Consider the following 21648-nt stretch of genomic DNA (forward strand, 5'->3'; position numbering starts at 1 on the left):
ACGCAGATGGTCGAAATCAAAGATACGCTTGGTCTGTGGGAGCGCTCGCTCATTGCGTGGCCTGACGGTCAGGAGGATCGCACCACGTTCGTCGCGTGGCTCCAGGGACCGACGTTGTTTGCGGATCTCAGGCAGCCTGCCGATCGCCCATCGTTTGACGGCGTCTCCTGTCTTAACCATCTCGACTCCCAGCATTTCGAGTGGCTTTCCCGACAGGAAGGATTTGCCGGGATTTTCGTCCTTTCAGGAGACGCCTTCGAATGGCGTCGTGCGATTGATTTTCAGTGCCCGAGCGACGCGGCAGACGCTGGTTATCTTTCGTTCGCAGACGGCGTCCTGATCGAGCGCGGCCGGGACATCCCTTACATTGAGCATTGGCATCACACGTCGCCGAACATCAATCCGCACTTCGCCATTCGGATGCGCGATGAAACCGGCATCGACGGTTTTCTCGTCAGGGTCGGCGAAATCTTCATGTATGTGCGAAACCGCGCGGTTGTGCTGCCGCACGGTGGTTCGCTGGCCGATCTTGTCAATACGTCATCGCCGGATGCTGCCAGGGCGATGCTCGATTGCGAAATTTCGCTCGGCCGCGTGCGCGATGGGAAGTGGCTGATCGGGCGATCAAGTCTGCCGTTCCGTATCGGGGCCGATCTCGCACCTGAGGGCTATGGTGACGGACGCAGCTTGACCATTCACGACGTGTCTTCGGCCGGTGAGCCGTTTGCACGGCGATGGACGATTGCCGACCTCGATGTCGGCGCGGAACAACAAAACATTCCAGGGCAGGGACACGACGAAGGAGCGCTTTCCATTTTCCGCTCGATGACAGGGAGTGCCTGATGGCCATGCGTTCAATGCTTCGACTCGTACTTTGTACCGTCGCCGTTCTTTTTGCGGCACCCATGCACCCAGCACGCGCGGCCGAGCCGACATTTAAAGTCGCTTGGTCGATCTATACCGGATATATGCCGTGGCCCTATGCGCAGCACGCCGGGATCTTGCAGAAATGGGCGAAGAAATACGGCATCAACATCGAGTTGGTGCAGGTTAACGACTATATCGAGTCGATCAATCAATACACGGGCGGCAAGGTCGACGCCGTCGCGGCGACAACGATGGACGCGCTGACCATCCCAGCGGTCGGCGGTGTCGATACGACCATTCCGATCCTCGGTGATTATTCGAACGGCAATGACGGCATCGTGTTGAAGGGTGCGAACAAGACGTTCGCCGATCTCAAGGGCAAGCGGATCAATCTCGTTCAGTATTCGGTTTCGCACTACATGCTGGCGCGGGCGTTCGAAACTCACGGCATGGATCTCAAGGACGCCAAGCTACAGAACATTTCCGACGCCGATTTCGTGGCGGCCTTCCAGACCGATGATGTGGACGCGGTCGTCGCGTGGAATCCCGCCTTCATACAGCTGAAGAAATTGCCGAATGTCAGCGTCGTCTATCAATCTTCAGAGATGCCGGGCGAACTGGTCGATGCGCTGCTCGTCAACACCCAAACGCTGAAAGAGCATCCCGAACTCGGGAAGGCGCTGACGGGTGCGTGGTTCGAGACGCTCGCAGTCATCAAGGCGAACGACGAGAAGAGCAAGGAAGCCCGCAAGTTCATGGCCGATCTCTCGGGCACGAGCGTCGATAGCCTCAATTCGCAGATCGAGACGACGGCGTTCTATTACGATCCCGCAGCTGGCGCGGCGTCGGTCCGGTCGCCCGACATGGTCAAGGCCATGGACCTTGTCCGCACGTTCTGTTTCGATCAGCAGCTGATGGGAACCGGCGCCAAGTCGAAGGACGCGATCGGTATTGCCCTTCCCGGCAAGACGCTCGGCGATGCATCGAATGTCAAGCTGCGGCTCGACGATACGTACATGCAGCTATTGGCTGACAAGAAGCTCTGAAAATAATTGGCGTGGTCGCTAGCTTTAAGAGGAAAGAGATGAGCACGGCAGGTAACTTCTCGAGTATTCCGATCGTCGATGTCACCAAGCTTCGTACGGGCACGCCCGCCGAGCAGATGGTGGTTGCGGAAGAGCTTGGCAAAGCGGCCCGCAACGTCGGCTTCGTCTACGTCACTGGTGGTGGCGTAGATGAGGCCCTCTTCGAGGGCGTTCTCGATGCGACCAAGCGCTTCTTCGCGCTGCCTTACGAAGAGAAGATGAAGGTCTATATCGGCAATTCGCGCAATCATCGTGGTTACGTTCCTGAAGGCGAAGAAGTCTTCGCCTCAGGTTCGAAAGACAAGAAAGAGGCCTACGACCTCTCGATCGATTTGCCCTCGGACGATCCGGATTACGTTGCCGGTAATCCGCTGCTCGGGCCAAATCAATGGCCCGAACTGCCGGGCTTTGCGAAGGCGGTCGACGACTACTACAGCGCCGTTTTCGCACTCGGTCGCGTGCTGCTGCGCGGATTTGCGATGGCGATCGGTGAGGAGCCGACGTTCTTCGATCAATACGTGACCAAGCCGCCGAGCCAGTTGCGCTTGATCCATTATCCCTTCGACTCGAGTGCCGAAGACCGTCCGGGCATCGGCGCGCACACGGACTACGAGTGCTTCACGCTGTTGAGGGCCACGTGTCCCGGCCTCGAGGTGATGAACGGCAAGGGTGAGTGGATCGACGCGCCGCCGGTTCCGGGTGCCTACGTCGTCAACATCGGCGATATGATGGAAATCTGGACGAACGGCGAATTTGCTGCCACTTCGCACCGCGTGCGCAAGGTGCCGGCAGAGCGCTACTCGTTCCCGCTGTTCTTTGCTGCCGACTACGACACGGTCGTGGCTCCGCTGCCGCGTTATGTTGCGGGCGACGCGCCTCAGAAGCAGTCGCTCAAGGCTGGCGAGCATCTCTTCGCGCAGACGATGCAGAGCTTCACGTATCTGAAGGAGCGCCGGGCGCGCGGCGAAATCACATTGCCCGAGGGATCGGCGCCATTGTCGTCGTTCGGGCAGGAAGCGCGTCAGAAATACTGAGCGCGGCGCGCTTCCTGCGTTTTACGGGCGGTCGCGGCTAGCGGGTGATGTTGACCTTCGCAAGGTCGATCAGCTGCTTGGCGCGGCCGTCCAGAACAGCTTTTAGCATGAACATGCTGAAGTGCGTCGCTTCGGCGAGCGTCGCCTTTGGCGGCATGATCATTTCCTGACGAGCGCTGACGACATCGACGAGTGCGGGGCCGTCATGATTGAAGGCTTCGGTTATTGCACTGCGTAAATCCTGCGGGCGCTCGACGCGAATGCCTTTGACGCCCATTGCTCGTGCGGTTGCGGCGAAGTCAGGGTTCTTCAAATCGCAGCCTGTATCGGGAAAGCCCGCGGCTTTCATCTCGATCTCAACGAAGCCTAGCGTGCCGTTATTCAGTACGATGACTTTCACCGGCAATTTACTCTGGATCAGAGTGATGAAGTCGCCCATCATCATCGTATAACCGCCGTCGCCGGACAGCGATACAACCTGGCGCTTCGGGAATGCCGATTGCGCGCCGATGGCTTGCAGCATGGCGTTGGCCATCGAGCCATGATTGAACGACCCCAACAGGCGGCGCTTGCCATTCATCTTGAGGTAGCGTGCGGCCCAAGCGGTCGGCGTGCCGACATCGCAGGTAAAAATCGCGTCGTCGGCTGCGACTTCGCTCACCACGCGCGTTACGAATTGCGGATGGATAATCGTGCTCTTCTCGTTTTCGTCGGCGAGGGCGTCGAGATCGCGACGGGCCGTTTTGTAGCTTTCGAGCGCATCATCGAGATGCTTGCGGTCGTCATGGACGGTGAGCTTCGGCAGCAGCGTTTTGATTGTTTCCTTGAGGTCGCCGAGGAGGCCGATCTCGATTGGTGTGCGATTGCCGAGTGCTTCCGGGCGAATGTCGATCTGGGCAACACGAGCGTGGTGAGGGAGGAACTGGCGGTAGGGAAAGTCCGTGCCGAGCATCAGGAGCGTGTCGCAGCTTTCCATCGCGAAATACCCCGACGTGAAGCCGAGGAAGCCGGTCATTCCGACATCGTAGGGATTATCGTATTCAATGTATTCCTTGCCGCGCAGGGCGTGCACGATCGGGGCTTTGAGGCGCTCGGCCAGTTGGATAACTTCGTCGTGCGCGCCAGCGCAACCAGCGCCGCAGAGCAGCGTGATTCTCGAAGAGCCGTTGAGGAGCTTCGCCAGGCTTTCGATATCCGACGGGTTGGGAAGCACAACGGGCGGCTTCGGTGAGGTCCACTTTGGTGCCGGTGTCGCGAGTGGCATGAGGGCGATGTCGCCGGGCAGCACCACAACCGCAACGCCTTTTTTGGCAACGGCGACGCGCATGGCGCGTTCGAGGATTTGAGGCAACTGGTTCGGGTTCGAAACGAGCTCGACGAAATGGCTGCATTCCCGGAAGAGGATCTCGGGATGCGTGGCTTGAAAATAATCGATGCCAAGCTCGCTACTGGGCAAGTGTGCGGCGATGGCCAGCACGGGTACGCGACTGCGATGACAATCGTACAGGCCGTTGATGAGATGCAGGTTACCTGGTCCACAGCTACCGCAGCAAGCGGTGAGTTCACCCGTCAGCTGGGCTTCGGCACCGGCCGCAAATGCTGCCGCTTCTTCGTGGCGCATGTGCACCCATTCGATGGTGCCGTGGCGGCGGAGAGAATCCGTGAAGCCGTTGAGGGAATCTCCGACCACGCCGTAGACGCGCTTGATGCCGGCCTGCTGCAATGTCTCGGTCAGAAAGTCCGCCGCAATTCGTGCCATTCTTCACCTCCGGAGATTTCGGCATCAGTTGGGATCGTCGAAGACAAGCGATCGGCGATTAACGTGGCGTTGCATTTGGAAGGCTCTTTCACGACGAGCGCCGACTCGTCAACGAACTGCCTTCACGATGTAGTCTACGAAGGCGCGTACCTTCGCTGCTGGATGGTGACGCGAGGGGTAGTAGGCATTTAGCGGAAAGCGCTCATCGGCCCAATCGGGGAAGAGTTCGATTAGCTTACCGCTTTTAATGTGATCTTTGGCGACGACGGTAAAGACTTGGGCGATGCCAGTTCCTGCGAGACATTCGGTCAACATTGTTGATGCATCACTGAGCAATAAGCGGCTTTTCGTTTTCACGATCTGAATCTTGCGCCCTTTGTGAAATTCCCAGTCGAAGGGCTGCCGCGTGATCGGATCGCGGTAGTCGATACAGGCATGGCCAGCAGCAAGATCGCTTGGCGTTCGAGGACGGCCGCAGCGTTTCAGATAGTTCGGAGCCGCAACCGTAATCACCTGGAGGTCCACGAGCTTGCGTACAATTAGAGATGAATCGGGAAGATCTCCGAAGCGAACCGCAACATCGATACCGTCGGCAACGAGATCGCCGATCTGTTCGCGTGTCACACAATCGAGCGATAAGTCGGGATAAAGGTCGAGGAATTTACCGAGCCGACCCGGCAAGATGAGTTGCGAAACGACGGGATCGATGTTGACGCGCAGGCGGCCGCGCACGACGTTTGCAGAGCCCGATGCGATAGTCGCTGCGTCCTCGATGTTGGCGAGGCTCGGTTTCACCTGCTCGTAGAACCGACGCCCCTCGTCAGTGAGGGAGACAGATCGCGTCGTGCGGTCCAGGAGGCGAGCGCCAATGCGCGCTTCAAGGCGCGATACGGCGCGGCTGACGCCCGATGTTGTGATGCCGAGCGCGTCTGCTGCGCGGGCGAAGCTACCGCCTTCGACGACTGCGGCGAGAACCGATACGCCGGAGAGCAAGCGTCCGTCGAACGGCATTGCCACCTCTGTCTGTTGATTCACAATCAACAATATGTGGACAAGAGCGCACTTCAGTCAACGGCCTACCGCATGAGATCTTTGGCGCGGGTTATTCGATCTGGAGCCAAGAGCTATGTATGCAATCACAGGAATTACCGGGCAAGTCGGCGGCGCGATGGCGCAAGCACTGCTTGATGCGGGACTACCTGTTCGGGCCGTCGTGCGAAACGCCGAAAAAGGTGCGGCGTGGGCCGCAAAAGGGTGCGATGTCGCGATCGCGACGATGGAAGATGCCGACGCGCTCGCCAAAGCCTTCATGGGTGCGGAAGGTGTTTTCATTCTGCCGCCTAACGCGTTTGATCCCTCTCCCGGCTTTCCCGAGGCGCGTGCGGTTATCTCTGCCGTAATGCAAGCGTTGAATGCGGCGCGTCCTGCTCGCGTCGTCTGTCTCTCAACGATCGGTGCACAAGCGCGGCAGCCCAATCTGCTCACGCAGCGAACGTTGATGGAAGAGGCGTTGAGCGCGCTGCCGATGCCTGTCACGTTTCTGCGGCCGGCCTGGTTCATGGAGAACTTCGCCTGGGATATCGCCGCGGCGATAGACACGGGTGTCTTCAAGTCCTTTTTGCAACCACTCGATAAGCCCGTTGCGATGATAGCGACCGTCGATATCGGCCGGCTGGCGGCGAAGCTCATCCAAGAGCACTGGGAAGGCCGTCGAATTGTCGAACTTGAAGCGGAACGACGCTACAGCCCCAACGACGTCGCAGCAGCATTTGCGAGCATTCTGGGGCGGCCTGTTCTCGCAGAATCCGTGCCGCGAGAGACATGGGGCCCTCTCTTCAAATCGCAAGGCATGAAGGACCCGATACCACGGATGCAGATGCTCGACGGTTTCAATGAGGGCTGGATCCAGTTTGAGGGCGAATCGTTAAGCATAGAGAAGGGCCCAACAGCTTTGTCCAGCGTGCTGGCTGGGTTGACCTCTGCAGTCGGCTGAAGACCCCAATATTTAGGAAATTGGGCCTGCCTTTCGTCGTTAGGCAGGCCGGTCGCGCCGACGGTGTTGTTATTTGGAACCCGAGCGTGTCTTTAGCGTTCAGCAGGCATGGTTTAGCGGGGGTGGACGCATGTCCGGTCTCTCGATGCGGGAATGACGGAATGGCGCGGTTTGTCGGGATCGACCATATTTCGGTGCGTGTGAGCGATTTTGCCCGCTCCAAGTCTTTCTATAGCGGGCTGTTCGATTTTCTCGGGCTGGATGTGCTCGACGAATATGAAGACGCTATGGGGTGGACCAACGGAAAAACGCGGTATTGGATCGGGCAAGCGGATGCCAAGGGTGCTGCCCATAAGCACCGGACCGGAGATGTCGGTCTCCATCATTATGCGTTTGAACTCCGGAGCCGGAAGGATGTCGATGACCTTCAAGACTATTTACGGCGCCACCATGTAACGATCGTGGACCCGGCTGACGTATATTACGACGACTATTATGCCGTTTTTTTCCTCGATCCCGACGGCATTAAGCTCGAGGGCATGAAATACGGCGAAGAGAAAGAGAAGAAACGCAAGAGGAAGACGTAAGCGTCAATTCGTAATGACAGCCTTCTATTGACGCTGCAATCTTGGAACCAATTTGTGTGGCGACGCGTTTCGGACGACCAAATCCGGAACGAGGGGCCGCACGTATGTGCTAGGGGATGGGACATCATGCCATTCACGCCGAACCATGCCAGCTTCGACCGACCGGATAGTCAAGGCAGTGGCTTCGCATCGGCATCGCCGAAGCGTGGCCAGGAGAGCAGGGCAACCGGAACAAGTCTCGCCGAACGCCTGTTCGATACACGCAACCATTCTTTAAAGCTCGCCGAGCCTCTGTCGACGGAGGATATGACCGTTCAGGCTTCGGACGACGCCAGTCCGACGAAATGGCATTTGGCGCACGTGACGTGGTTCTTCGAAAACTTCGTGCTCGTGCAGCATCTCGACGGCTATCGCATCTTCGACGACGACTTCAATTATTGCTTCAACTCTTATTATGAGGCGCTTGGGCCGAGGCATCCGAGGGCGCGCCGCGGGTTGCTGACCCGACCTTCTGCTGAGCGCGTTCTAGCGTATCGCCAGCACGTCGATGAAGCGCTTCAGCGCCTTCTTGCCAGGGACGACGCGCAAAACGGCGAGATTGCCCGACTTCTCGAAATAGGGATCAACCACGAGCAACAGCATCAGGAGCTGTTGCTTACCGATATTCTTGCTCTCTTTGCAGCAAATCCGTTGCATCCGGCCTATCAAGCGGGGCCTACGCAAACCGATGCCAAGGCGCCCGATGCGCTGGGGTGGCTCGACATTGACGGCGGTATAATCTCGATCGGACACGGTGGCGAGGGGTATAGCTGGGACAACGAGCTTCCGCCTCATGATGCGCTCGTTCGGCCATTCAAGCTCGCGGATCGGCTTGTTTCGAATGCCGAATGGCTGGCATTCATCGAAGATGGTGGCTACCAGACCGCATCGCTCTGGCTTGCTGACGGCTGGATGACCGTCAATCGCGAGGCGTGGGACAGTCCGCTCTATTGGCACAAGACGGATGCAGGTTGGGCGCAGATGTCGCTGCAGGGTTTGCGGCCGGTCGTGCCCGCTGAGCCCGTCGCGCATGTGTCATATTACGAAGCGGATGCCTTTGCGCGCTGGGCTGGCAAGCGACTGCCGACCGAGTTCGAATGGGAGGCCGTTGCGCGTGCGCATCCCGAGATGCCGGCACGAAATGCGGATGTCTATCGTCCGTGTGTGGCGGATCCGGTCGGAAACGGCGCGTCGCCGCCGCGGCAACTCTTCGGTGAGGTCTGGCAGTGGACCGCGAGTGCTTATCTCGCGTATCCGGGCTATCGGCCTCCAGAGGGAGCGATCGGTGAATACAACGGCAAGTTCATGGTCGGTCAGCACGTGCTGCGCGGCTCGTCCTGCGTGACGCCCGCCGGGCACTCGCGGCCGACCTACCGCAATTTCTTCTATCCTCATCAGCGCTGGCAGTACCTCGGCTTGCGCCTGGCAGCGGAGATCGATTGATGCGCTACATTCCGACCCTTGAACGGTCGCCGACAGACGTTTCGAAAGCCGACGGAGAATTTGCCAGTGCGGTGATCGAGGGGCTGTCGCTCCTTCAAAAGGAGCTTCCGTGCCGTTATTTCTACGACGCGCGGGGGAGCTTGCTGTTTGAGGAAATCACGCGTCTTCCCGAATACTATCCGACTCGAACGGAAGCGCAGATTCTCCGGGTTGCAGCCTGCGATCTCGTGGCCGATTTTTCGGACGGCAATCTCTTTGTCGAATTCGGCTCGGGTTCGAGCTTGAAAACTGAGATCCTGCTGGATTGTGTCGATGCTGATATCGTCTACGTGCCTATCGACGTATCGGAAACGGCATTGGCAGATGCGGTGGTGCGTCTTGCTCTGCGCTATCCGTCGCTCGAAGTACGGCCGCTGGTGGCAAATTTTTCCGAGATGAAAGGTCTGCCACGCGATCTTTCCGGGCGTCGCGCGGTTGGCTTTTTCCCAGGCTCGACGATTGGCAATTTGGCGCCGGAGGAGGCCGAGGGGTTGCTCGCTGGCTTCAAGCGTGTTCTGGGCAAGCGCGGACGGCTGGTCATCGGCGTCGATCTGAAGAAGGACGAGCAGACGCTCACCCGCGCTTATGACGACGATGCAGGTGTTACGGCGGCTTTCAATTTGAATTTGCTGTCACGCATCAATCGTGAGCTTGGCGGCACGTTCGATCTGGGCGCGTTCAGGCATCGTGCCATCTATAATTCGGATGCAGGCCGGATCGAGATGCACGTCGTCAGCGATCGTGCGCAAGATGTGGCCGTGTGCGGAAGGGTGTTTCATTTTCGCGAAGGCGAGAGCATTCACACGGAGAATTCCTACAAATATACCATTCCGGAATTCCGCGATCTGGCAGTGCGTGCAGGGTGGCACGCAGAACGTGTCTGGACCGATGAAGCCAATCGTTTCAGTGTGCACGAACTCGTCTGATCGTCAGGCAGAGATTTGTTGCATTGCCGATGTCCCCCGTCTTTGCTGCCGCCATTGAACGATGGAGGTGGCGTGGCCTTGCGTCTTCGGAGCGCGACGTATAATCGGAAACCGGTGGCCTGGATCGGGAACCAATGCGGTTCTGGGCCATTTAAGGTCGTATGGGGGAAGGGAGACGCAAAATCGAACCGGCGCCCGCAGGAAAGGGCCAGGTCCTGGCACAGCGTTCGATATTGGTCGTGGAAGACGAAGTTCTTATCCGGCTGCATCTGGCGGAGGAGCTTCGGGATTCCGGATACAATGTTATCGAGGCCGCGACCGGGGACGAGGCGATAACGCTGTTGTCGAGCGTCGACGACATCGGCTTGCTGTTGACCGATATTCGCATGCCCGGAAATGTCGATGGTATAGCGCTGGCCAACTGGACACGCAGTCAGTTCCCTTCGATCAAAATCGTTCTCATTTCCACGGAAATTCGTGCTGGAAGTCCGGTCGAATTCGATGCCTGTTTTACGAAACCGGTGCGTTTCGTCGAGTTGATCCAATGCGTCCGAAAGTTGCTTCCCGAGACGGAACAGGGCCATTCCCACGGTCGTTAGAGGGGAGTGATTGAACAAGCGACCAAACAGAAAACTCTCGCGACGGTCCTTGTCGTTGAAGGTGCCGTGCTCGTGCGGATGGCGATTGCGGGATACCTTCGTGAGTGCGGGTATCGCGTCATTGAGGCGTCGACGAGCGATGAAGCACTGCTTGTGCTTGATCGCAGTCACATTCGGGTTGACGTAATTTTCAGTGCCGTCGATGTTTCAGGGGCGCTCGATGGGTTCGCGCTGACCCGGTGGGTGCGGAGCAACCGTCATCAGACCAAAATCGTAATGGCAGGTTCTCCCAAGAGCGCATCCGCTGCGGCCGGAAAGCTTTGCGAAGAGGGGCCGCATCTGAAAAAGCCGTATGAGCCACAGGCCGTCGAAGACTATATTCGCCGCTTGCTCGCGCTTGCGCAATCCACTGAGCCGCAGTGAGCGTAAAGGCTTGATCCACCGTTAACAAATTGGCCGCGTTGCATTTCTTGCCATCGCGTGTTGCTATCGGCTGGTGGCAAGCGAGGTGGAATCGGCCGTGGTTCAGACCAGTTGCACTGTTAGCACGCACGCGCTCCCGAAAGCGCCGTGGTATGCGGGATCGTGGGCTGCGGGATTATCCGTCTTTCTGGCTACCGTCGGTCTGATACTCGCGGCCACTTGCCCGGCCGAGGCGCACCATCCCCGCAAGAGCACGGACAAAACTTCTGGTATCTCGATCCCGAATCTTACGCACGGACAGTTGCACGTGCTGACGCGGTATCAATCGGCAATCATGAGCCTTGCGAACCGCCAAGTCCGTCCAAGCCTCGAAGCTCGAACGCTCCAGAATTTCGTTAACCTGCAGCTGGCGTACTGTCTCTGGGGCTTGGTGCCGGGAAGCATTTCCGACGAGGCCAGCCCGTTCAACGAATGCTCGCACGCATATCTTGCCGCGACCAAGTTGCTTTTGGAGCGGCTTCAGCGAGCGGACGACACGCGCGCGAAGGCCGACGCGCTGGCTGACCAGATCAATCTCGCGATGCTGGAAGATGCGACTGCGCTCGAAATTTGCAGCAACAGCTTTGAGCCTTTTAACACCGCGCAGATCATCATGCCGATGTGGGCCGATATGACCTTCAATCCGCTCGGAATCCTGCTCGGCTGTTTTATCTTTGGGGCATCGGCCGGCGGCTTGGCGATGGCTCGCGGCGGCCGTCGGTCAGCTCCGAGCGCGCAGTGATCGAAGGCGGATGCGTCCGGTTTTTCGGCTCGGCGCATTCCAGGCATTGATTAATCGGTGCGCAAATGCTGCTAGTAGCGGCATGACGATACGACGTATCCAGCGGTTTCGAATGCTCGTCGGCGCCCTTGCCATCCTGGGCGCTGCTTTGAACGCGTGGGTTCTAGCGGTCCACATCACATCTGTCGCGCTGACGTCGATGCGAGCCAACGGCGGCGGGGTCGTCATTTGCGGCCAGAGTGGAACCAGGACGGCTCCCTGGTCCGATGACGGTAAGTCGGTCCCACGGAAGCATTGCCCCATTTGCTCAGGCTTGGCGGCGCTACACTTCGGCGTTTTAAGCGATCCAGGTCTCAATGTTCCTCTGCGCGCCACATCCATGCGCGTCGTCTCGGAGACGGCAGAGGCGCACGTTCTCGACCGCCGGCCCGACCGGCTTCTCAATCGCGGTCCGCCATCGCTGCGTGCCTGAGCGTCCGAGCGTTCAGCAGACATCAAGCTCTACGCGCGCAAGACTGTCGCCAAAGGGTGCCGGTCTCGTATCGCTGCCCATAAGGGTCTGGCGGATACAGCGCGTTCCAAACTCAAACATTTAGCATTCGCATTGGAGAACTCATGAAACGGTTGATGATGGCGTTGGCGCTTGTGGTTGCGTGCAGCACGCCCGGAATGGCGCACAAGTTCGAAAAGGACGGCATTGCGATCAAGCATCCGTGGACGCGTGCGACGGCACCAGGCGCCGCGGTGGGCGTCGGTTATCTGACGATCACCAACACCGGCAAAGAACCCGACACGATGATGGGCGGGACGTTCGAAGGCGCAGGCAACGTCGAAATTCACGAGATGAAGATGGACGGCGACAAGATGCTGATGCGTCAGCTGAAGGATGGTCTGGAGATCAAGCCCGGCGAGACAGTCAAGTTCAGTCCTGGTGGCTATCATCTCATGTTTACGGGACTGAAGACGCCGATTGCGCAGGGACCCAACATCAAGGGGTCTCTAACCTTTAAAAAGGCTGGCACGATCGATGTGACCTACAAAGTGGAATCGATCGGCGCAATGACGAGTGGTGACGGAGATCACGGTGCCATGAAAATGGACGGCACGATGAAGATGGACGACACTGATATGAAGCACGAGCACGCGCAGTGATACTGACGTGTGTCAGTTTTCGTGACTTGGCAAGTTTGCGATCGGACAGCGGCGATGTCGGCTCGTTGCTGTCCGACCAATTGTCGTAGTCTAGCTTTTCGATCTCGCAAATTCCGAGTTGCGCTCTCGGGTTTGTTTTCATTCGCAAAATCGATCAAATTGACGGTGCAGTCGCGACGTTTGAGCGCTTGACTTAGACCTCACCGGGTTGTGAACGTCGACGTCATGGGCTGGCTTCGTCGCAATGACTTGACGCGCGGATTGCTGTTTGCACTCTATGTGCTCGCAGCGGCGACGTTTGGCTTTGCGCATAAACCGATCACGCCCGCGTCAAATGTCGACCTCGCCGCGTATGCGTTGCCCGATGGCTCGCTTCCTTTCATTTGCGGAGGAGGCAAGGGCGTGCCGGGCGGTAAGCATGCCTGCTCGGCGTGTGCGGCATGTCTGTTGTCGGCTGCGCCGGGACTCATCACCGAGCACGACAGGCAGCTATCCGTCGCTCAACGCTTTGTCGTTGAGGCGTGGCCTGATGGCTATCGCGCCGATGTCGGCGCCGATTGGCCGCCGAACTTCCGTTCGCGGGCGCCTCCTTATCCTGATGTCTAATTGCTAAGGCCGCGGCGGCGTGGAGTTCAACTCTGCAAAGCTGCGTCGCATCGGATTCAGCATTTGTGAGGCTGTCATGTCTTCGCCATGTGCAACAGCGCATGCGCAGTCACAGAGGGGCTGCGCGCGGGAGCGCGTATCGTTTGTTGTTGTTCCAAATCAGAGTCTAAGCGATCGCGGGGCTTATATGCTCTACGGCGCGCTTAGCGGAGCGGTCGCTATTTTTCAGGCGCCGTTTCTCATGCGAGGTTACTGGCCGGTTACGATGTTTTCCGTCATCGATTTATTGGGAATGGTGTTTGCCATCCACGCCTTTCGGCTTTGCCAGCAGGAGCGGCGGGAGGAAATCGTCGTTGAAGATGGCGCCGTCAACATTCGCCGTTTTGCCTTCGGAAAATCCGTCCGCGAGCTTCGGCTTGCGTGTTATGGCCTGAAGCTTATCCGTTCCGATGATCCTGACTTTGGTTGCCGTCGTCTCGCCTTTTCCGTTCGAGGAAAGCGCGAGGAGATTGCGCGCGATCTCTCGCCAGCGGAGCGGGCAAGCTTTGCCGATGTGTTGTGGCAGAGCCTGCGGCGCTATTCCGTTCCGCTTAGCACCGAAATGGCCTTTGGCTGGTCACTCTTTACCAAAGGGCCGTACGCGCCATGACGTTCGGAGACATCGGGCGCCGCGTGGAGACACGGACGGCCAGAAGCGTGTTGTTGGCGCTGTATGCGCTGGCGTGCGTGTTCTCGGTCAGCATTTCCAAGCCGCATCCCGTGCGGCCACCCATTGATGCAAGCGCGTACGCATTGCCCGACGGATCGCTACCGCCAATCTGCTCGCCAGCGAACAGGGACGGGCATGTCGGCGCGTACGGCGATGCTTGCGGGCTGTGCTGTCTCGCCAAGCTCTCTGGGCTGCAGCCGCCGGGCGCGAGAGATCTCGTGCCGGCCAGAAGCGCCGGCGAACGTCTGGCGATTGCGAATGTCGCATTTCGCGAGCCAGCGCAGCGCTTCGCAGCGTTGGGCGCGCGAGGACCGCCGATGATTTGAAGCACCATTAATCACAGGGAAGCGTCTTCGCAGTCCTAGCCATCGACGTGGCTCGTACGCGAGCGCTCAACAATCACTAGCTTAAGGATTCAGGAAACCCTCATGGACAGCATGCTTGGCATGTATCCGACCTTTTACGTGCCCTACATCGGCACGGCATGGGTCATGGGGATCATCGGCGTCATTCACGTCGTTGCCTCCCACACTTCCGTCGGCGCAGCATTTTTGTTCGCGCTGCTAGAGACGAAAGCCTATCGGGACAAGCAGCCGCAATTGCTCGACTTCATCAAGCGTTACGGTCTGTTTCTTCTGGTCTTCTCCTACATCATCGGGTCGATCACGGGGCCGGGCATCTGGTACGCGATCACAGTCGCGAGCCCTCGCGGGGTCAGTGGCCTCATTCATAACTTCGTCTGGGTCTGGGCAGCGGAGTGGGTCTTCTTCACGGTCGAGGTCATCGGGGCATACGCGCTGGTCTACCTTGTGGGCAAGATTGATCCGATCTCGCATCTCAAACTGACGTGGTCGTTTGCGCTGGCGTCCTGGGGGACGATGCTGCTGATCGTCGGCATCCTGTCGTTCATGATGTGGCCGGGAAGCGATACTTGGTATCAGACGGGTTCGACGAACGACGCCTTCTACAACATCAACTTCTTCGCGCACCTTGGCGTGCGAACGGGTTCGATGCTGGTCATGGCAGCTATCGTCGGCCTGATGGTTGTCCCAGGTGTCAAGGATAAGGCGCTCCGCGCGAGCGTCGTTCGCCTGATTGCGCCCGTGGGCCTCGTCGGCGGCCTCTTCTCCGTCGTCATGTTCCTCTACTATCTGCAGACGCTACCGAACAATGCGCACGTCATGCTGCAGGCGCATCTTCTGCCGGTCTATGCCCACGCCATGATCGGGGTTGCGGCAGTCACGGCCGTTTATCTCATCTCGGCGATGCTTTGGCCGCAGATGGTTCGGCTTTGGGTGGCGGTACCGCTATTCCTGTTCATCGCCATTGTCGGCGTCTGGCCGGAGGAACGCATGCGTGAAAGCATGCGCAAGCCCTACGTGGCCGGGCAGTACATCTATGGCGACCAGGTGATCTCCCGCGATGTTCCGGGCAAGGGCATCGTCGGCGAAGTGGATACCATCGCGGAAAAGGGCTTCTTGAAAGTCCATCCGTTCATTCCGGACCGGTTGCGAAAAATTACCGACAGTAACAAGCTAGAGGTCGGCGAACTGCTGACCAAGATTGCGTGCTCGAATTGTCATTCGCTCGATCCGGGTGCGCCGCTTCGCAGCTTACCCGACATATTCCATCGCTCGACGGATGAAGACATGATCGCAGCGTTCCTCAAGGGACCGCTACGGCACGGCAGCATTCCTTACATGCCGCGCATCGATCTTCCCGACGACGAGATCGGAGCGATCGCGCATTACATCGCCACTGTGGATGCAAAGGCCGGTCCCTTGAAGGAGGACACGACGCCAATTGCAGCCGCCGCGCCTAATCCCGAGACTAAGAAGGAATAGCAGACATGGATGTCGGCACAGTCATAAACACGATGAGGGATCCGGCAGGCGTGCCTGCGACACCCGTCGTGTTTCAAATTCTTGCCGTTGCGACGTGGGTGTTTCACATCGCGTTCGTGATGTTGACGATGGGCACCGGTGTGCTCGCCGTATATGCGTTTTTCAGGCGGGCAACCGGTCCCTTCTGGGAGCAGCTATCGCTGGCGATGACGAAGGTCGCAAAGGTCAGCGTTTCGCTGCTGATCGTGCTCGGCGTTTCGCCGTTGCTCTTCACCCAGGTCATCTATGATCCGCAGTGGTACACGTCCAACGTGCTCTCGGCGGCCTGGGTGATCGGGTTCATCTTCACGCTGATCGTCGGCTATTGTCTTTGGTTCGTTTTTTATGAGGCGAACCACGACGGCGCAAAGCAATACGTAGGCTTCTATGCTGTGATGAGCTTGGCGATTTTCGCGCTCGATGGCTTGATCATGCACGTCCTGGCTTATCAGGCCATCCTGCCCGGTGAGTGGATGTCGTGGTACGCGCCGGGTGGCGTCGTTGATACAAGCGGCACGAAGCTGCACGCAATCGAGTGGGCGCGCTATCTCTTCATCATGAGCCTGTCGGCGCCTGCCGTCGGTCTCTTCCTGCTCGCCTACAGCGAATATCTCACGGTGCGTCGCGATAAGACGCGGGAATACCTCGAGTTCGCTCGCGACCTCGGGCGTAAGATCGCGGCGCGCGGTGCGATCATTTCGGCGCTTCTTGCCGTCTGGTGGCAATTTGACCTCCCGGCTTCGACCGGTCTGCGGTCACAGCCGCTCGGATGGTTGATCCCGGCCGGTCTCGTCATCCTGGCTTGGCTCGCCTCGCAACGGCATCCGCGGCTTCATGGCTACACCATGCTCAGTCTCGGCCTCGTGATGGTCGCTCTGCTCGCGATTTGGCGTGAGGTCATTCGCGTCGCGTACCTGAAGCCGTTCGGCTACAACGCCGACACTTACACGGTGCACGCAGACTGGCCGTCAACGATCCTCTTCTTCTCGACGATCCTTGGCATCGGCAGCTTGGTGGGCGGGTACTACCTGACATTGCTCTACCGTGCAGGCCGGGTTGAGGGCGTCTATACCGCAGAAGCGCGGGTTGATCGGCTTGGCTCGGCGGCCGTCGCTGTCCTCGTTGTGTGGATTGGCGTGTTTTTCGTTTATGGCGTCGCGATCTGGCTTCGCAACGCGTTTCTCGCTTAGGATCGGAGGATACAATGGCGTTGATCAAACAGCGCGCCGTAGTCAGCTATATCGTGGCTGCATGCGCGATCGTTCAAACGGCTTCATACGCACAGGCTGCCGATCTGGCCGCCGGCCGAAAGCGGGCTGAAGTCTGCATGGCGTGTCATGGTGAAAATGGCATCAGCCAGATCCCGGGCATTCCAAGTCTCGCCGGACAGGACAACGACTATATCGTCTCGGCGCTAAAGGCGTATCGAGGCGGCACAGAGCGCACCAATCCGACGATGGCGGAAATGGCAAAGCCTCTGAGCGATGCCGATATCGATAACCTTGCCGCGTTCTGGCATTCGCTCGCCTCGCCGTTGGCGCAGAAATAGCAAACGATCCCGATCCACGGAGAGGCAAGTCTCTTGCATCTTCATGATCCGAAGCGGGGCCGAAATCGCGGATGGCAGTCGCTTTTACAGGCGGCTGCCATTTTTTGTGGCTATTGAACGACAATAGCCGGCCGCTAAGCGCCAACCTGCGCCGTTTTGTCGATCTTCTGACTGGAGATTTTGTAATCCGGCTCTACATCTCCTTGCGATGCCCTCGAAGCGACATCAGCCAAGGAGTTTTTCCCATGACGAACCTCGACCGACGATCGTTTCTCAAGGCGGCGCGCGCCGTTTCCGTTGTTGCGGCAGTTTCTTCCTCTGCGACAGTCAAAGCTTTCGCCGAAACGACCGGGGCCGGTTGGCCGTACAAGCTTCCGCCGCTTCCTTACGCATTCGGAGCGTTGGAACCGAATATCGACGCGCAAACCATGGAGCTGCATCACGACAAGCATCATGCGGCCTACGTCAAGAATCTGAATGCGGCGCTGAAGGATCATTCACAGCTCGCATCGCTTCCGCTGGAAGAGCTGCTCGTCAAGCTCAGCGACGTGCCGGAAGACATTCGCATGACCGTTCGCAATAACGGTGGCGGTCACGCCAATCACAGCATGTTCTGGGAGATCATGGGGCCGCCCGGGGGCGCTGGGCCGGATGGTGAGGTGAAAGCGGCCATCGACAGGGATTTCGGCGGGCTCGATAAGCTACAGCAGCAGTTCAATGCAGCAGGCGGAAAAGTTTTCGGATCGGGTTGGGTTTTCGTCACCGTCGACAAGGATGGAAAACTCGCGCTTGTCGCCAAGCCGAACCAGGACACGCCACTCATGGACGGCGGCCGCGTGTTGTTGGGAAATGACGTTTGGGAGCACGCGTATTATCTCAAATATCAGAACAGGCGCCCTGAATATCTGAAAGCGTGGTGGAACGTCGTAAATTGGAAAGCCGTCGGTGATCGCTATTCGGCGGCAAAGGCCGGCAAGCTCGCCATTTGATTTCACTGTAAAATCGACAAAGCCGTCCGGATGCGTTTCGGACGGCTTTTTGGCGGCTTAATTCAGTCCGAGCTGCGCGCCGATCCAGCTGAGAGCCGCCGCGTTATTGAATGCGATATCGAAGGCAATGCCGGCAAATATCGCCACGATAACGATGAGTACGCGCATGTCGTCCATACTAGGAGCAACGCCGAGTGGAAAACGGTTGTTCCGCTGCGAGACGGGGAACGTCACGGCGTCTTCTTGTTGACCGTTGCGTCGGGTGGAGGTGGTGTCGGGCTGATCGGATATGGCTCAGGCGCTGCCTTTGGCGGTGATGATTGATTAGTTCCTGAGGGTGCGGGTTTGGCCGCATCCACCGTCGAAAGATCAAGGCGCTGCCAATACCAAATGGCCCCAGCGATTATGATGATCGACAGAATGATGATCGGCCACTTCATAGCTTTTATCCGCGCGGCTTTTTCCGCCAACGAACGCCAGGAATGCAAAGTTCCCACCGTGCTTTCGCGAACGTTGTGGCCGGCGCGAGATTAACGCCTGTGGCGGATGAGATGATTTCACGCGGCGCTAACCAAGCGCTCAGTTGTCACGTGTTGTCCTGATTTTTCGGCGTAGATTCGACCTATCGTTGAAGGCAAACAGGAGTTCCCGCATGTCGAAGCGTACCTTATTCGCCGCCGCAATGGGAGCTGCAGCGCTCGTCTCGCTGCCTGCAGTCTCAGAAGCTCATTGCCTCGGTTACAAGCACATGAAATCCGAATTCAACTCTGCGGTCGACGGAACGACGACGATGGTTAAGCGCGTTGCGTATCGCACGGAGGCGTTTGGCCGTCGCATGTTCGGCTGGTTGGATTGCAAGAAATACTAGGACCGGCAAGCGACTTTCGCAGGCCTTCGGGACGCGTTTGAACGGCTGGGTCGTAATGCGACCTATGCCGCCAAGGGCCGAGGCTTGAGCGTGTCGGCAAGCGAGGCGCGGACGCGTTCCTCAAGAGCGACCATGTCGAAAACAGACTCCGAGGCGGCGAGGATTGTCATCACAATTCTCGCCCGCTGCTTATGGTTTGGATCGAGATTCCGTTCGCCACCGTCGATCTCATCTCGAAGTCTTATGTAAAGATCGACAAGCACGCTTCCCGGAAGGGGAGTACCACTATCCATGCTTGAGCTTTCGTTCGATGCTGCAGAGCATGAACGTCGGTGGGTCGCTTTTGGTTGCGTGTGATGGTGCGCGCCGGATCCTCTTCGAAATCTGCGATGCGCTATTGGCTAGGAGATCTTTCTTTACCGCCTGCGACGCGCCTGATCTCTGCTTCCAAGCCGCCAGTCAGCCAGAGTCCGTACATCTTCAAATCTGCCTCCAGCGACCAAAGTGGATTTTCAAAAGCGGCGGGGTTGTTTCGCTCAAAGGCGAAGTGGCCTGCCCAGGCACTGGCGTATGAACCAGTTATGCCTGCGGCCAGGTATCGACCTCGGCCGGTTTTTAGCCATCCGGCAACGCCAAGAAGACCGAGCGTCGTTCCTATCATATGCATCGCGCGCGTCTCAGGCTTGGAATGCGCCTTGAGATAATATGGCCAGAATTCATCGAATGATGCGAACTTCGGCGCGGGCTCTGTTGTCGAATTTCGTTTGCTCAAAGAGCGGGTCGCCATCTCTCTTACCTCCAAGCTGTTATGCTCAATGCCCAAGTGCTGCGGCGATACTCTGGGGGATCGATTTATTAATCGTCCCATGGCTTAGTTCCGTTGCCCGTCCGGGGCAGGCCTCGGATTTGGATCTCGCAATAAGGTCTTTCAGGTCGTCCTCTGTCCTCACGATATAGGGCGACAGGTGCTTGACGACTTTTGCGCTCGCTGCGATGCCCCACAAAATTCCCGTATTAAGCGGCATCGACGTGATGTCTCCTGCCGCGGTGATACAGTTCATCGATCTCGGAAGCGAGTTGATCATCGAATAACTGACGCGGCCTGACTGCAAGAGGGCAAGACGCATCTTTGCTCTCTCGAATAATTCCGCCGTGATCTCGTAGGGTCCCCAGGACTTTACGCGTCGGCCGGCGTGACAGGCCATTTGCAAAGTTTCGGAAAGTGAAAAGTTATGGCCTCGCTCAGATCCAAACGGCTGTACTTTTTTCGTGGCGGGTAGCCAGCTTATTGTCAGCGGGCTGACCACGCCCTTCGCCAAGTCATTTCCGCGATAGAAGCTGATGAATGTATGGGCATGTACTAGATCATCGTCCGGCCCCTGATAGGCCCACACCACCATAAAATAGCGACCATCCAAGCTTGCTGTCTCGGCGGCCCTTCCGAAAGAAACCTGCAAGAAACAGAGCGACAGTACGCAAATCAACGTCTTGAAGAATTTTCCGGTAGAGATCGACATTGTCCCTTCTCTCATCCGCAATGAAGATCCGGTGAGATCATTGAAATCACTCCGCACTTAAATTCGATTGGCCTTAGGAATGTTCCGCCGCAGGCCAAAACGTTGGGTTCGCCTTGGTCGCACATCCAATCTAAGTCTCGAAAATTTTCCTATCTATCCTCTTGAACGATCCAATCGACGAAATTAAATCGCCGCTCGGACGGCCCTGATGTGGCCGTCCCTTGCTCTGGTTGTCGCTTCTGGAAGGAGGATAGCTATGGCGACATTCGACTTCACGCCGATGTTTCGTTCGAGCATCGGGTTCGAGCAAATTCCCGATCTTCTGGCCCAGGCGTTACAGCGCCAGGGCGATGGATATCCCCCGTACAACATTGAAAAAGCCGGGGCCGACGAATTTCGCATCGTAATGGCGGTGTCTGGCTTTTCTGCGGATGATCTTGAGATCGTCCAGGCTGAAAATCGCCTAACGATCAAAGGCAGAGCCGAGAACGACGATCAGAAAATTTACCTTTACCGAGGTCTTGCCGCCCGGCAGTTCGTCCGCGAATTCGATCTCGCGGATTACGTCGAGGTTACAGGCGCGGAGCTCGACAATGGGCTGCTGGTCATTTCCTTGAAACGCGAACTGCCGGAGGCGATGAAGCCTCGGTCCATCCCGATCACGATTGGAAATGGTTCCGACGCGCCGGCGCGCATCGAGAAGAAAGCCGCGTAGATCATCCACTGAGAGGCAGGGATGAGCGTGGTTGCATTCTCCGGCCGTTCAGTTGCGGCCGTTGAGAGCGTGATGCCGGTGGCGA

General features: G+C 58.0%; 28 protein-coding genes. 21 read left to right on the plus strand and 7 right to left on the minus strand.

Translation table 11 applies throughout. The annotated features are described in order from the left end of the window. Positions 1-6 precede the first annotated feature (6 nt). The 3 genes from HYP802_RS0110875 to HYP802_RS0110885 are packed head-to-tail and all read left to right on the plus strand — an operon-like array spanning position 7 to position 2986. Positions 7-843: a hypothetical protein gene (locus HYP802_RS0110875; protein ID WP_024275715.1), complete on the plus strand. Its 837-nt coding sequence runs from the start codon at positions 7-9 to the stop codon at positions 841-843. Next, entirely contained in the window at positions 843-1913 is a 1071-nt protein-coding gene (locus HYP802_RS0110880) for a putative urea ABC transporter substrate-binding protein (RefSeq protein ID WP_024275716.1), read from the plus strand. The genes HYP802_RS0110875 and HYP802_RS0110880 overlap by 1 nt, the downstream gene beginning before the upstream one ends. A gap of 38 nt (positions 1914-1951) precedes the next feature. Then, positions 1952-2986 carry a 2-oxoglutarate and iron-dependent oxygenase domain-containing protein gene (locus tag HYP802_RS0110885; protein WP_013947301.1) on the plus strand — a complete coding sequence of 345 codons (1035 nt, stop codon included), beginning with the start codon at positions 1952-1954 and terminating at the stop codon, positions 2984-2986. Positions 2987-3023: 37 nt separating this feature from the next. On the opposite strand, the gene poxB is transcribed toward HYP802_RS0110885, so the two are convergent. Next, complete coding sequence (gene poxB, locus HYP802_RS0110890) at positions 3024-4745, minus strand: ubiquinone-dependent pyruvate dehydrogenase (RefSeq protein ID WP_024275717.1); 1722 nt, start codon at positions 4743-4745, stop codon at positions 3024-3026. 108 nt (positions 4746-4853) lie between these two features. Further along, positions 4854-5756, minus strand: coding sequence for a LysR family transcriptional regulator (locus tag HYP802_RS0110895; protein WP_024275718.1), 903 nt, complete (start codon positions 5754-5756; stop codon positions 4854-4856). A gap of 115 nt (positions 5757-5871) precedes the next feature. Here HYP802_RS0110895 and HYP802_RS0110900 point away from each other — a divergent pair, with 115 nt between their 5' ends. From HYP802_RS0110900 to HYP802_RS0110975, 16 genes are all read left to right on the plus strand, one after another. Beyond that, positions 5872-6738, plus strand: coding sequence for an NmrA family NAD(P)-binding protein (locus HYP802_RS0110900; RefSeq protein ID WP_024275719.1), 867 nt, complete (start codon positions 5872-5874; stop codon positions 6736-6738). A 161-nt stretch (positions 6739-6899) separates the two neighbouring features. Further along, a complete protein-coding gene (locus HYP802_RS0110905; protein WP_013947307.1) occupies positions 6900-7325 on the plus strand; it encodes a VOC family protein in 426 nt (141 codons plus the stop codon). A 126-nt stretch (positions 7326-7451) separates the two neighbouring features. Next, positions 7452-8807 carry an ergothioneine biosynthesis protein EgtB gene (egtB, locus tag HYP802_RS0110910; protein WP_013947308.1) on the plus strand — a complete coding sequence of 452 codons (1356 nt, stop codon included), beginning with the start codon at positions 7452-7454 and terminating at the stop codon, positions 8805-8807. After that, the gene (egtD, locus tag HYP802_RS0110915) at positions 8807-9772 is read left to right on the plus strand and encodes an L-histidine N(alpha)-methyltransferase (protein ID WP_013947309.1); all 966 of its coding nucleotides are present in this window, start codon (positions 8807-8809) and stop codon (positions 9770-9772) included. The genes egtB and egtD overlap by 1 nt, the downstream gene beginning before the upstream one ends. A gap of 239 nt (positions 9773-10011) precedes the next feature. Then, complete coding sequence (locus tag HYP802_RS0110920) at positions 10012-10371, plus strand: response regulator (protein WP_245261488.1); 360 nt, start codon at positions 10012-10014, stop codon at positions 10369-10371. 6 nt (positions 10372-10377) lie between these two features. Then, positions 10378-10794, plus strand: a complete 417-nt coding sequence (locus tag HYP802_RS0110925) for a response regulator (protein WP_013947311.1) — start codon at positions 10378-10380, stop codon at positions 10792-10794. Between the two features lie 97 nt (positions 10795-10891). Beyond that, positions 10892-11575 (plus strand): hypothetical protein, encoded by a 684-nt coding sequence (locus HYP802_RS0110930; protein WP_155831206.1) that lies wholly within the window; start codon positions 10892-10894, stop codon positions 11573-11575. A gap of 112 nt (positions 11576-11687) precedes the next feature. Then, positions 11688-12047 carry a DUF2946 family protein gene (locus HYP802_RS0110935; protein WP_013947313.1) on the plus strand — a complete coding sequence of 120 codons (360 nt, stop codon included), beginning with the start codon at positions 11688-11690 and terminating at the stop codon, positions 12045-12047. 143 nt (positions 12048-12190) lie between these two features. Next, on the plus strand, positions 12191-12727 hold the full coding sequence (locus tag HYP802_RS0110940) for a copper chaperone PCu(A)C (protein WP_013947314.1): 537 nt from the start codon (positions 12191-12193) through the stop codon (positions 12725-12727). Between the two features lie 210 nt (positions 12728-12937). After that, the gene (locus HYP802_RS0110945; RefSeq protein WP_024275721.1) at positions 12938-13333 is read left to right on the plus strand and encodes a hypothetical protein; all 396 of its coding nucleotides are present in this window, start codon (positions 12938-12940) and stop codon (positions 13331-13333) included. 76 nt (positions 13334-13409) lie between these two features. Further along, positions 13410-13982, plus strand: coding sequence for a DUF2244 domain-containing protein (locus tag HYP802_RS0110950; RefSeq protein ID WP_013947316.1), 573 nt, complete (start codon positions 13410-13412; stop codon positions 13980-13982). A 23-nt stretch (positions 13983-14005) separates the two neighbouring features. After that, positions 14006-14368, plus strand: coding sequence for a hypothetical protein (locus tag HYP802_RS0110955; RefSeq protein ID WP_155831207.1), 363 nt, complete (start codon positions 14006-14008; stop codon positions 14366-14368). Positions 14369-14470: 102 nt separating this feature from the next. Next, complete coding sequence (locus HYP802_RS0110960; RefSeq protein WP_013947318.1) at positions 14471-15886, plus strand: cytochrome c; 1416 nt, start codon at positions 14471-14473, stop codon at positions 15884-15886. 5 nt (positions 15887-15891) lie between these two features. Further along, positions 15892-17115, plus strand: a complete 1224-nt coding sequence (locus tag HYP802_RS0110965; protein ID WP_013947319.1) for a hypothetical protein — start codon at positions 15892-15894, stop codon at positions 17113-17115. A gap of 14 nt (positions 17116-17129) precedes the next feature. Further along, complete coding sequence (locus HYP802_RS0110970) at positions 17130-17474, plus strand: c-type cytochrome (RefSeq protein ID WP_013947320.1); 345 nt, start codon at positions 17130-17132, stop codon at positions 17472-17474. A gap of 245 nt (positions 17475-17719) precedes the next feature. Further along, the gene (locus tag HYP802_RS0110975; protein WP_013947321.1) at positions 17720-18463 is read left to right on the plus strand and encodes a superoxide dismutase; all 744 of its coding nucleotides are present in this window, start codon (positions 17720-17722) and stop codon (positions 18461-18463) included. Positions 18464-18520: 57 nt separating this feature from the next. Here the strand turns inward: HYP802_RS0110975 and HYP802_RS23600 are convergent, their stop codons facing one another. Further along, the gene (locus tag HYP802_RS23600; protein WP_155831208.1) at positions 18521-18697 is read right to left on the minus strand and encodes a hypothetical protein; all 177 of its coding nucleotides are present in this window, start codon (positions 18695-18697) and stop codon (positions 18521-18523) included. Beyond that, positions 18694-18903 carry a hypothetical protein gene (locus HYP802_RS0110985; RefSeq protein WP_013947324.1) on the minus strand — a complete coding sequence of 70 codons (210 nt, stop codon included), beginning with the start codon at positions 18901-18903 and terminating at the stop codon, positions 18694-18696. Before HYP802_RS0110985 ends, HYP802_RS23600 begins: the two co-directional genes overlap by 4 nt. Positions 18904-19115: 212 nt before the next feature. On the opposite strand from HYP802_RS0110985, the gene HYP802_RS0110990 reads away from it, so the two are divergent. Further along, positions 19116-19331, plus strand: a complete 216-nt coding sequence (locus HYP802_RS0110990) for a hypothetical protein (protein WP_013947325.1) — start codon at positions 19116-19118, stop codon at positions 19329-19331. Positions 19332-19393: 62 nt separating this feature from the next. Here HYP802_RS0110990 and HYP802_RS23605 read toward each other — a convergent pair whose 3' ends face one another. The 3 genes from HYP802_RS23605 to HYP802_RS0111010 form a co-directional block, all read right to left on the minus strand. After that, the gene (locus tag HYP802_RS23605) at positions 19394-19624 is read right to left on the minus strand and encodes a hypothetical protein (RefSeq protein ID WP_013947326.1); all 231 of its coding nucleotides are present in this window, start codon (positions 19622-19624) and stop codon (positions 19394-19396) included. 101 nt (positions 19625-19725) lie between these two features. Next, complete coding sequence (locus tag HYP802_RS22300; RefSeq protein ID WP_013947327.1) at positions 19726-20118, minus strand: DUF962 domain-containing protein; 393 nt, start codon at positions 20116-20118, stop codon at positions 19726-19728. 25 nt (positions 20119-20143) lie between these two features. Next, on the minus strand, positions 20144-20848 hold the full coding sequence (locus HYP802_RS0111010) for a hypothetical protein (protein ID WP_013947328.1): 705 nt from the start codon (positions 20846-20848) through the stop codon (positions 20144-20146). 256 nt (positions 20849-21104) lie between these two features. Here HYP802_RS0111010 and HYP802_RS0111015 point away from each other — a divergent pair, with 256 nt between their 5' ends. Beyond that, positions 21105-21563 carry an Hsp20 family protein gene (locus tag HYP802_RS0111015; RefSeq protein ID WP_013947329.1) on the plus strand — a complete coding sequence of 153 codons (459 nt, stop codon included), beginning with the start codon at positions 21105-21107 and terminating at the stop codon, positions 21561-21563. Positions 21564-21648 lie beyond the last annotated feature (85 nt).

Source organism: Hyphomicrobium sp. 802, assembly GCF_000526135.1.
In the GTDB taxonomy this organism is placed as follows: domain Bacteria; phylum Pseudomonadota; class Alphaproteobacteria; order Rhizobiales; family Hyphomicrobiaceae; genus Hyphomicrobium_B.

What these genes read in the sequence shown, in the direction of transcription:
- HYP802_RS0110885 (WP_013947301.1), top strand. Translation starts at nt 1,952, where the DNA reads ATGAGCACGGCAGGTAACTTCTCGAGTATTCCGATCGTCGATGTCACC.
- HYP802_RS0110950 (WP_013947316.1), top strand. Translation starts at nt 13,410, where the DNA reads ATGTCTTCGCCATGTGCAACAGCGCATGCGCAGTCACAGAGGGGCTGC.
- HYP802_RS23605 (WP_013947326.1), bottom strand. Translation starts at nt 19,624, where the DNA reads ATGGATAGTGGTACTCCCCTTCCGGGAAGCGTGCTTGTCGATCTTTAC.
- HYP802_RS0110905 (WP_013947307.1), top strand. Translation starts at nt 6,900, where the DNA reads ATGGCGCGGTTTGTCGGGATCGACCATATTTCGGTGCGTGTGAGCGAT.
- HYP802_RS0111015 (WP_013947329.1), top strand. Translation starts at nt 21,105, where the DNA reads ATGGCGACATTCGACTTCACGCCGATGTTTCGTTCGAGCATCGGGTTC.
- HYP802_RS0110970 (WP_013947320.1), top strand. Translation starts at nt 17,130, where the DNA reads ATGGCGTTGATCAAACAGCGCGCCGTAGTCAGCTATATCGTGGCTGCA.
- HYP802_RS0110895 (WP_024275718.1), bottom strand. Translation starts at nt 5,756, where the DNA reads ATGCCGTTCGACGGACGCTTGCTCTCCGGCGTATCGGTTCTCGCCGCA.
- egtD (WP_013947309.1), top strand. Translation starts at nt 8,807, where the DNA reads ATGCGCTACATTCCGACCCTTGAACGGTCGCCGACAGACGTTTCGAAA.
- HYP802_RS0110880 (WP_024275716.1), top strand. Translation starts at nt 843, where the DNA reads ATGGCCATGCGTTCAATGCTTCGACTCGTACTTTGTACCGTCGCCGTT.
- egtB (WP_013947308.1), top strand. Translation starts at nt 7,452, where the DNA reads ATGCCATTCACGCCGAACCATGCCAGCTTCGACCGACCGGATAGTCAA.
- poxB (WP_024275717.1), bottom strand. Translation starts at nt 4,745, where the DNA reads ATGGCACGAATTGCGGCGGACTTTCTGACCGAGACATTGCAGCAGGCC.
- HYP802_RS22300 (WP_013947327.1), bottom strand. Translation starts at nt 20,118, where the DNA reads ATGGCGACCCGCTCTTTGAGCAAACGAAATTCGACAACAGAGCCCGCG.
- HYP802_RS0110900 (WP_024275719.1), top strand. Translation starts at nt 5,872, where the DNA reads ATGTATGCAATCACAGGAATTACCGGGCAAGTCGGCGGCGCGATGGCG.
- HYP802_RS0110965 (WP_013947319.1), top strand. Translation starts at nt 15,892, where the DNA reads ATGGATGTCGGCACAGTCATAAACACGATGAGGGATCCGGCAGGCGTG.
- HYP802_RS0110990 (WP_013947325.1), top strand. Translation starts at nt 19,116, where the DNA reads ATGTCGAAGCGTACCTTATTCGCCGCCGCAATGGGAGCTGCAGCGCTC.
- HYP802_RS0110875 (WP_024275715.1), top strand. Translation starts at nt 7, where the DNA reads ATGGTCGAAATCAAAGATACGCTTGGTCTGTGGGAGCGCTCGCTCATT.
- HYP802_RS0110960 (WP_013947318.1), top strand. Translation starts at nt 14,471, where the DNA reads ATGGACAGCATGCTTGGCATGTATCCGACCTTTTACGTGCCCTACATC.
- HYP802_RS0110985 (WP_013947324.1), bottom strand. Translation starts at nt 18,903, where the DNA reads ATGAAGTGGCCGATCATCATTCTGTCGATCATCATAATCGCTGGGGCC.
- HYP802_RS0111010 (WP_013947328.1), bottom strand. Translation starts at nt 20,848, where the DNA reads ATGTCGATCTCTACCGGAAAATTCTTCAAGACGTTGATTTGCGTACTG.
- HYP802_RS0110975 (WP_013947321.1), top strand. Translation starts at nt 17,720, where the DNA reads ATGACGAACCTCGACCGACGATCGTTTCTCAAGGCGGCGCGCGCCGTT.
- HYP802_RS0110940 (WP_013947314.1), top strand. Translation starts at nt 12,191, where the DNA reads ATGAAACGGTTGATGATGGCGTTGGCGCTTGTGGTTGCGTGCAGCACG.
- HYP802_RS0110935 (WP_013947313.1), top strand. Translation starts at nt 11,688, where the DNA reads ATGCTCGTCGGCGCCCTTGCCATCCTGGGCGCTGCTTTGAACGCGTGG.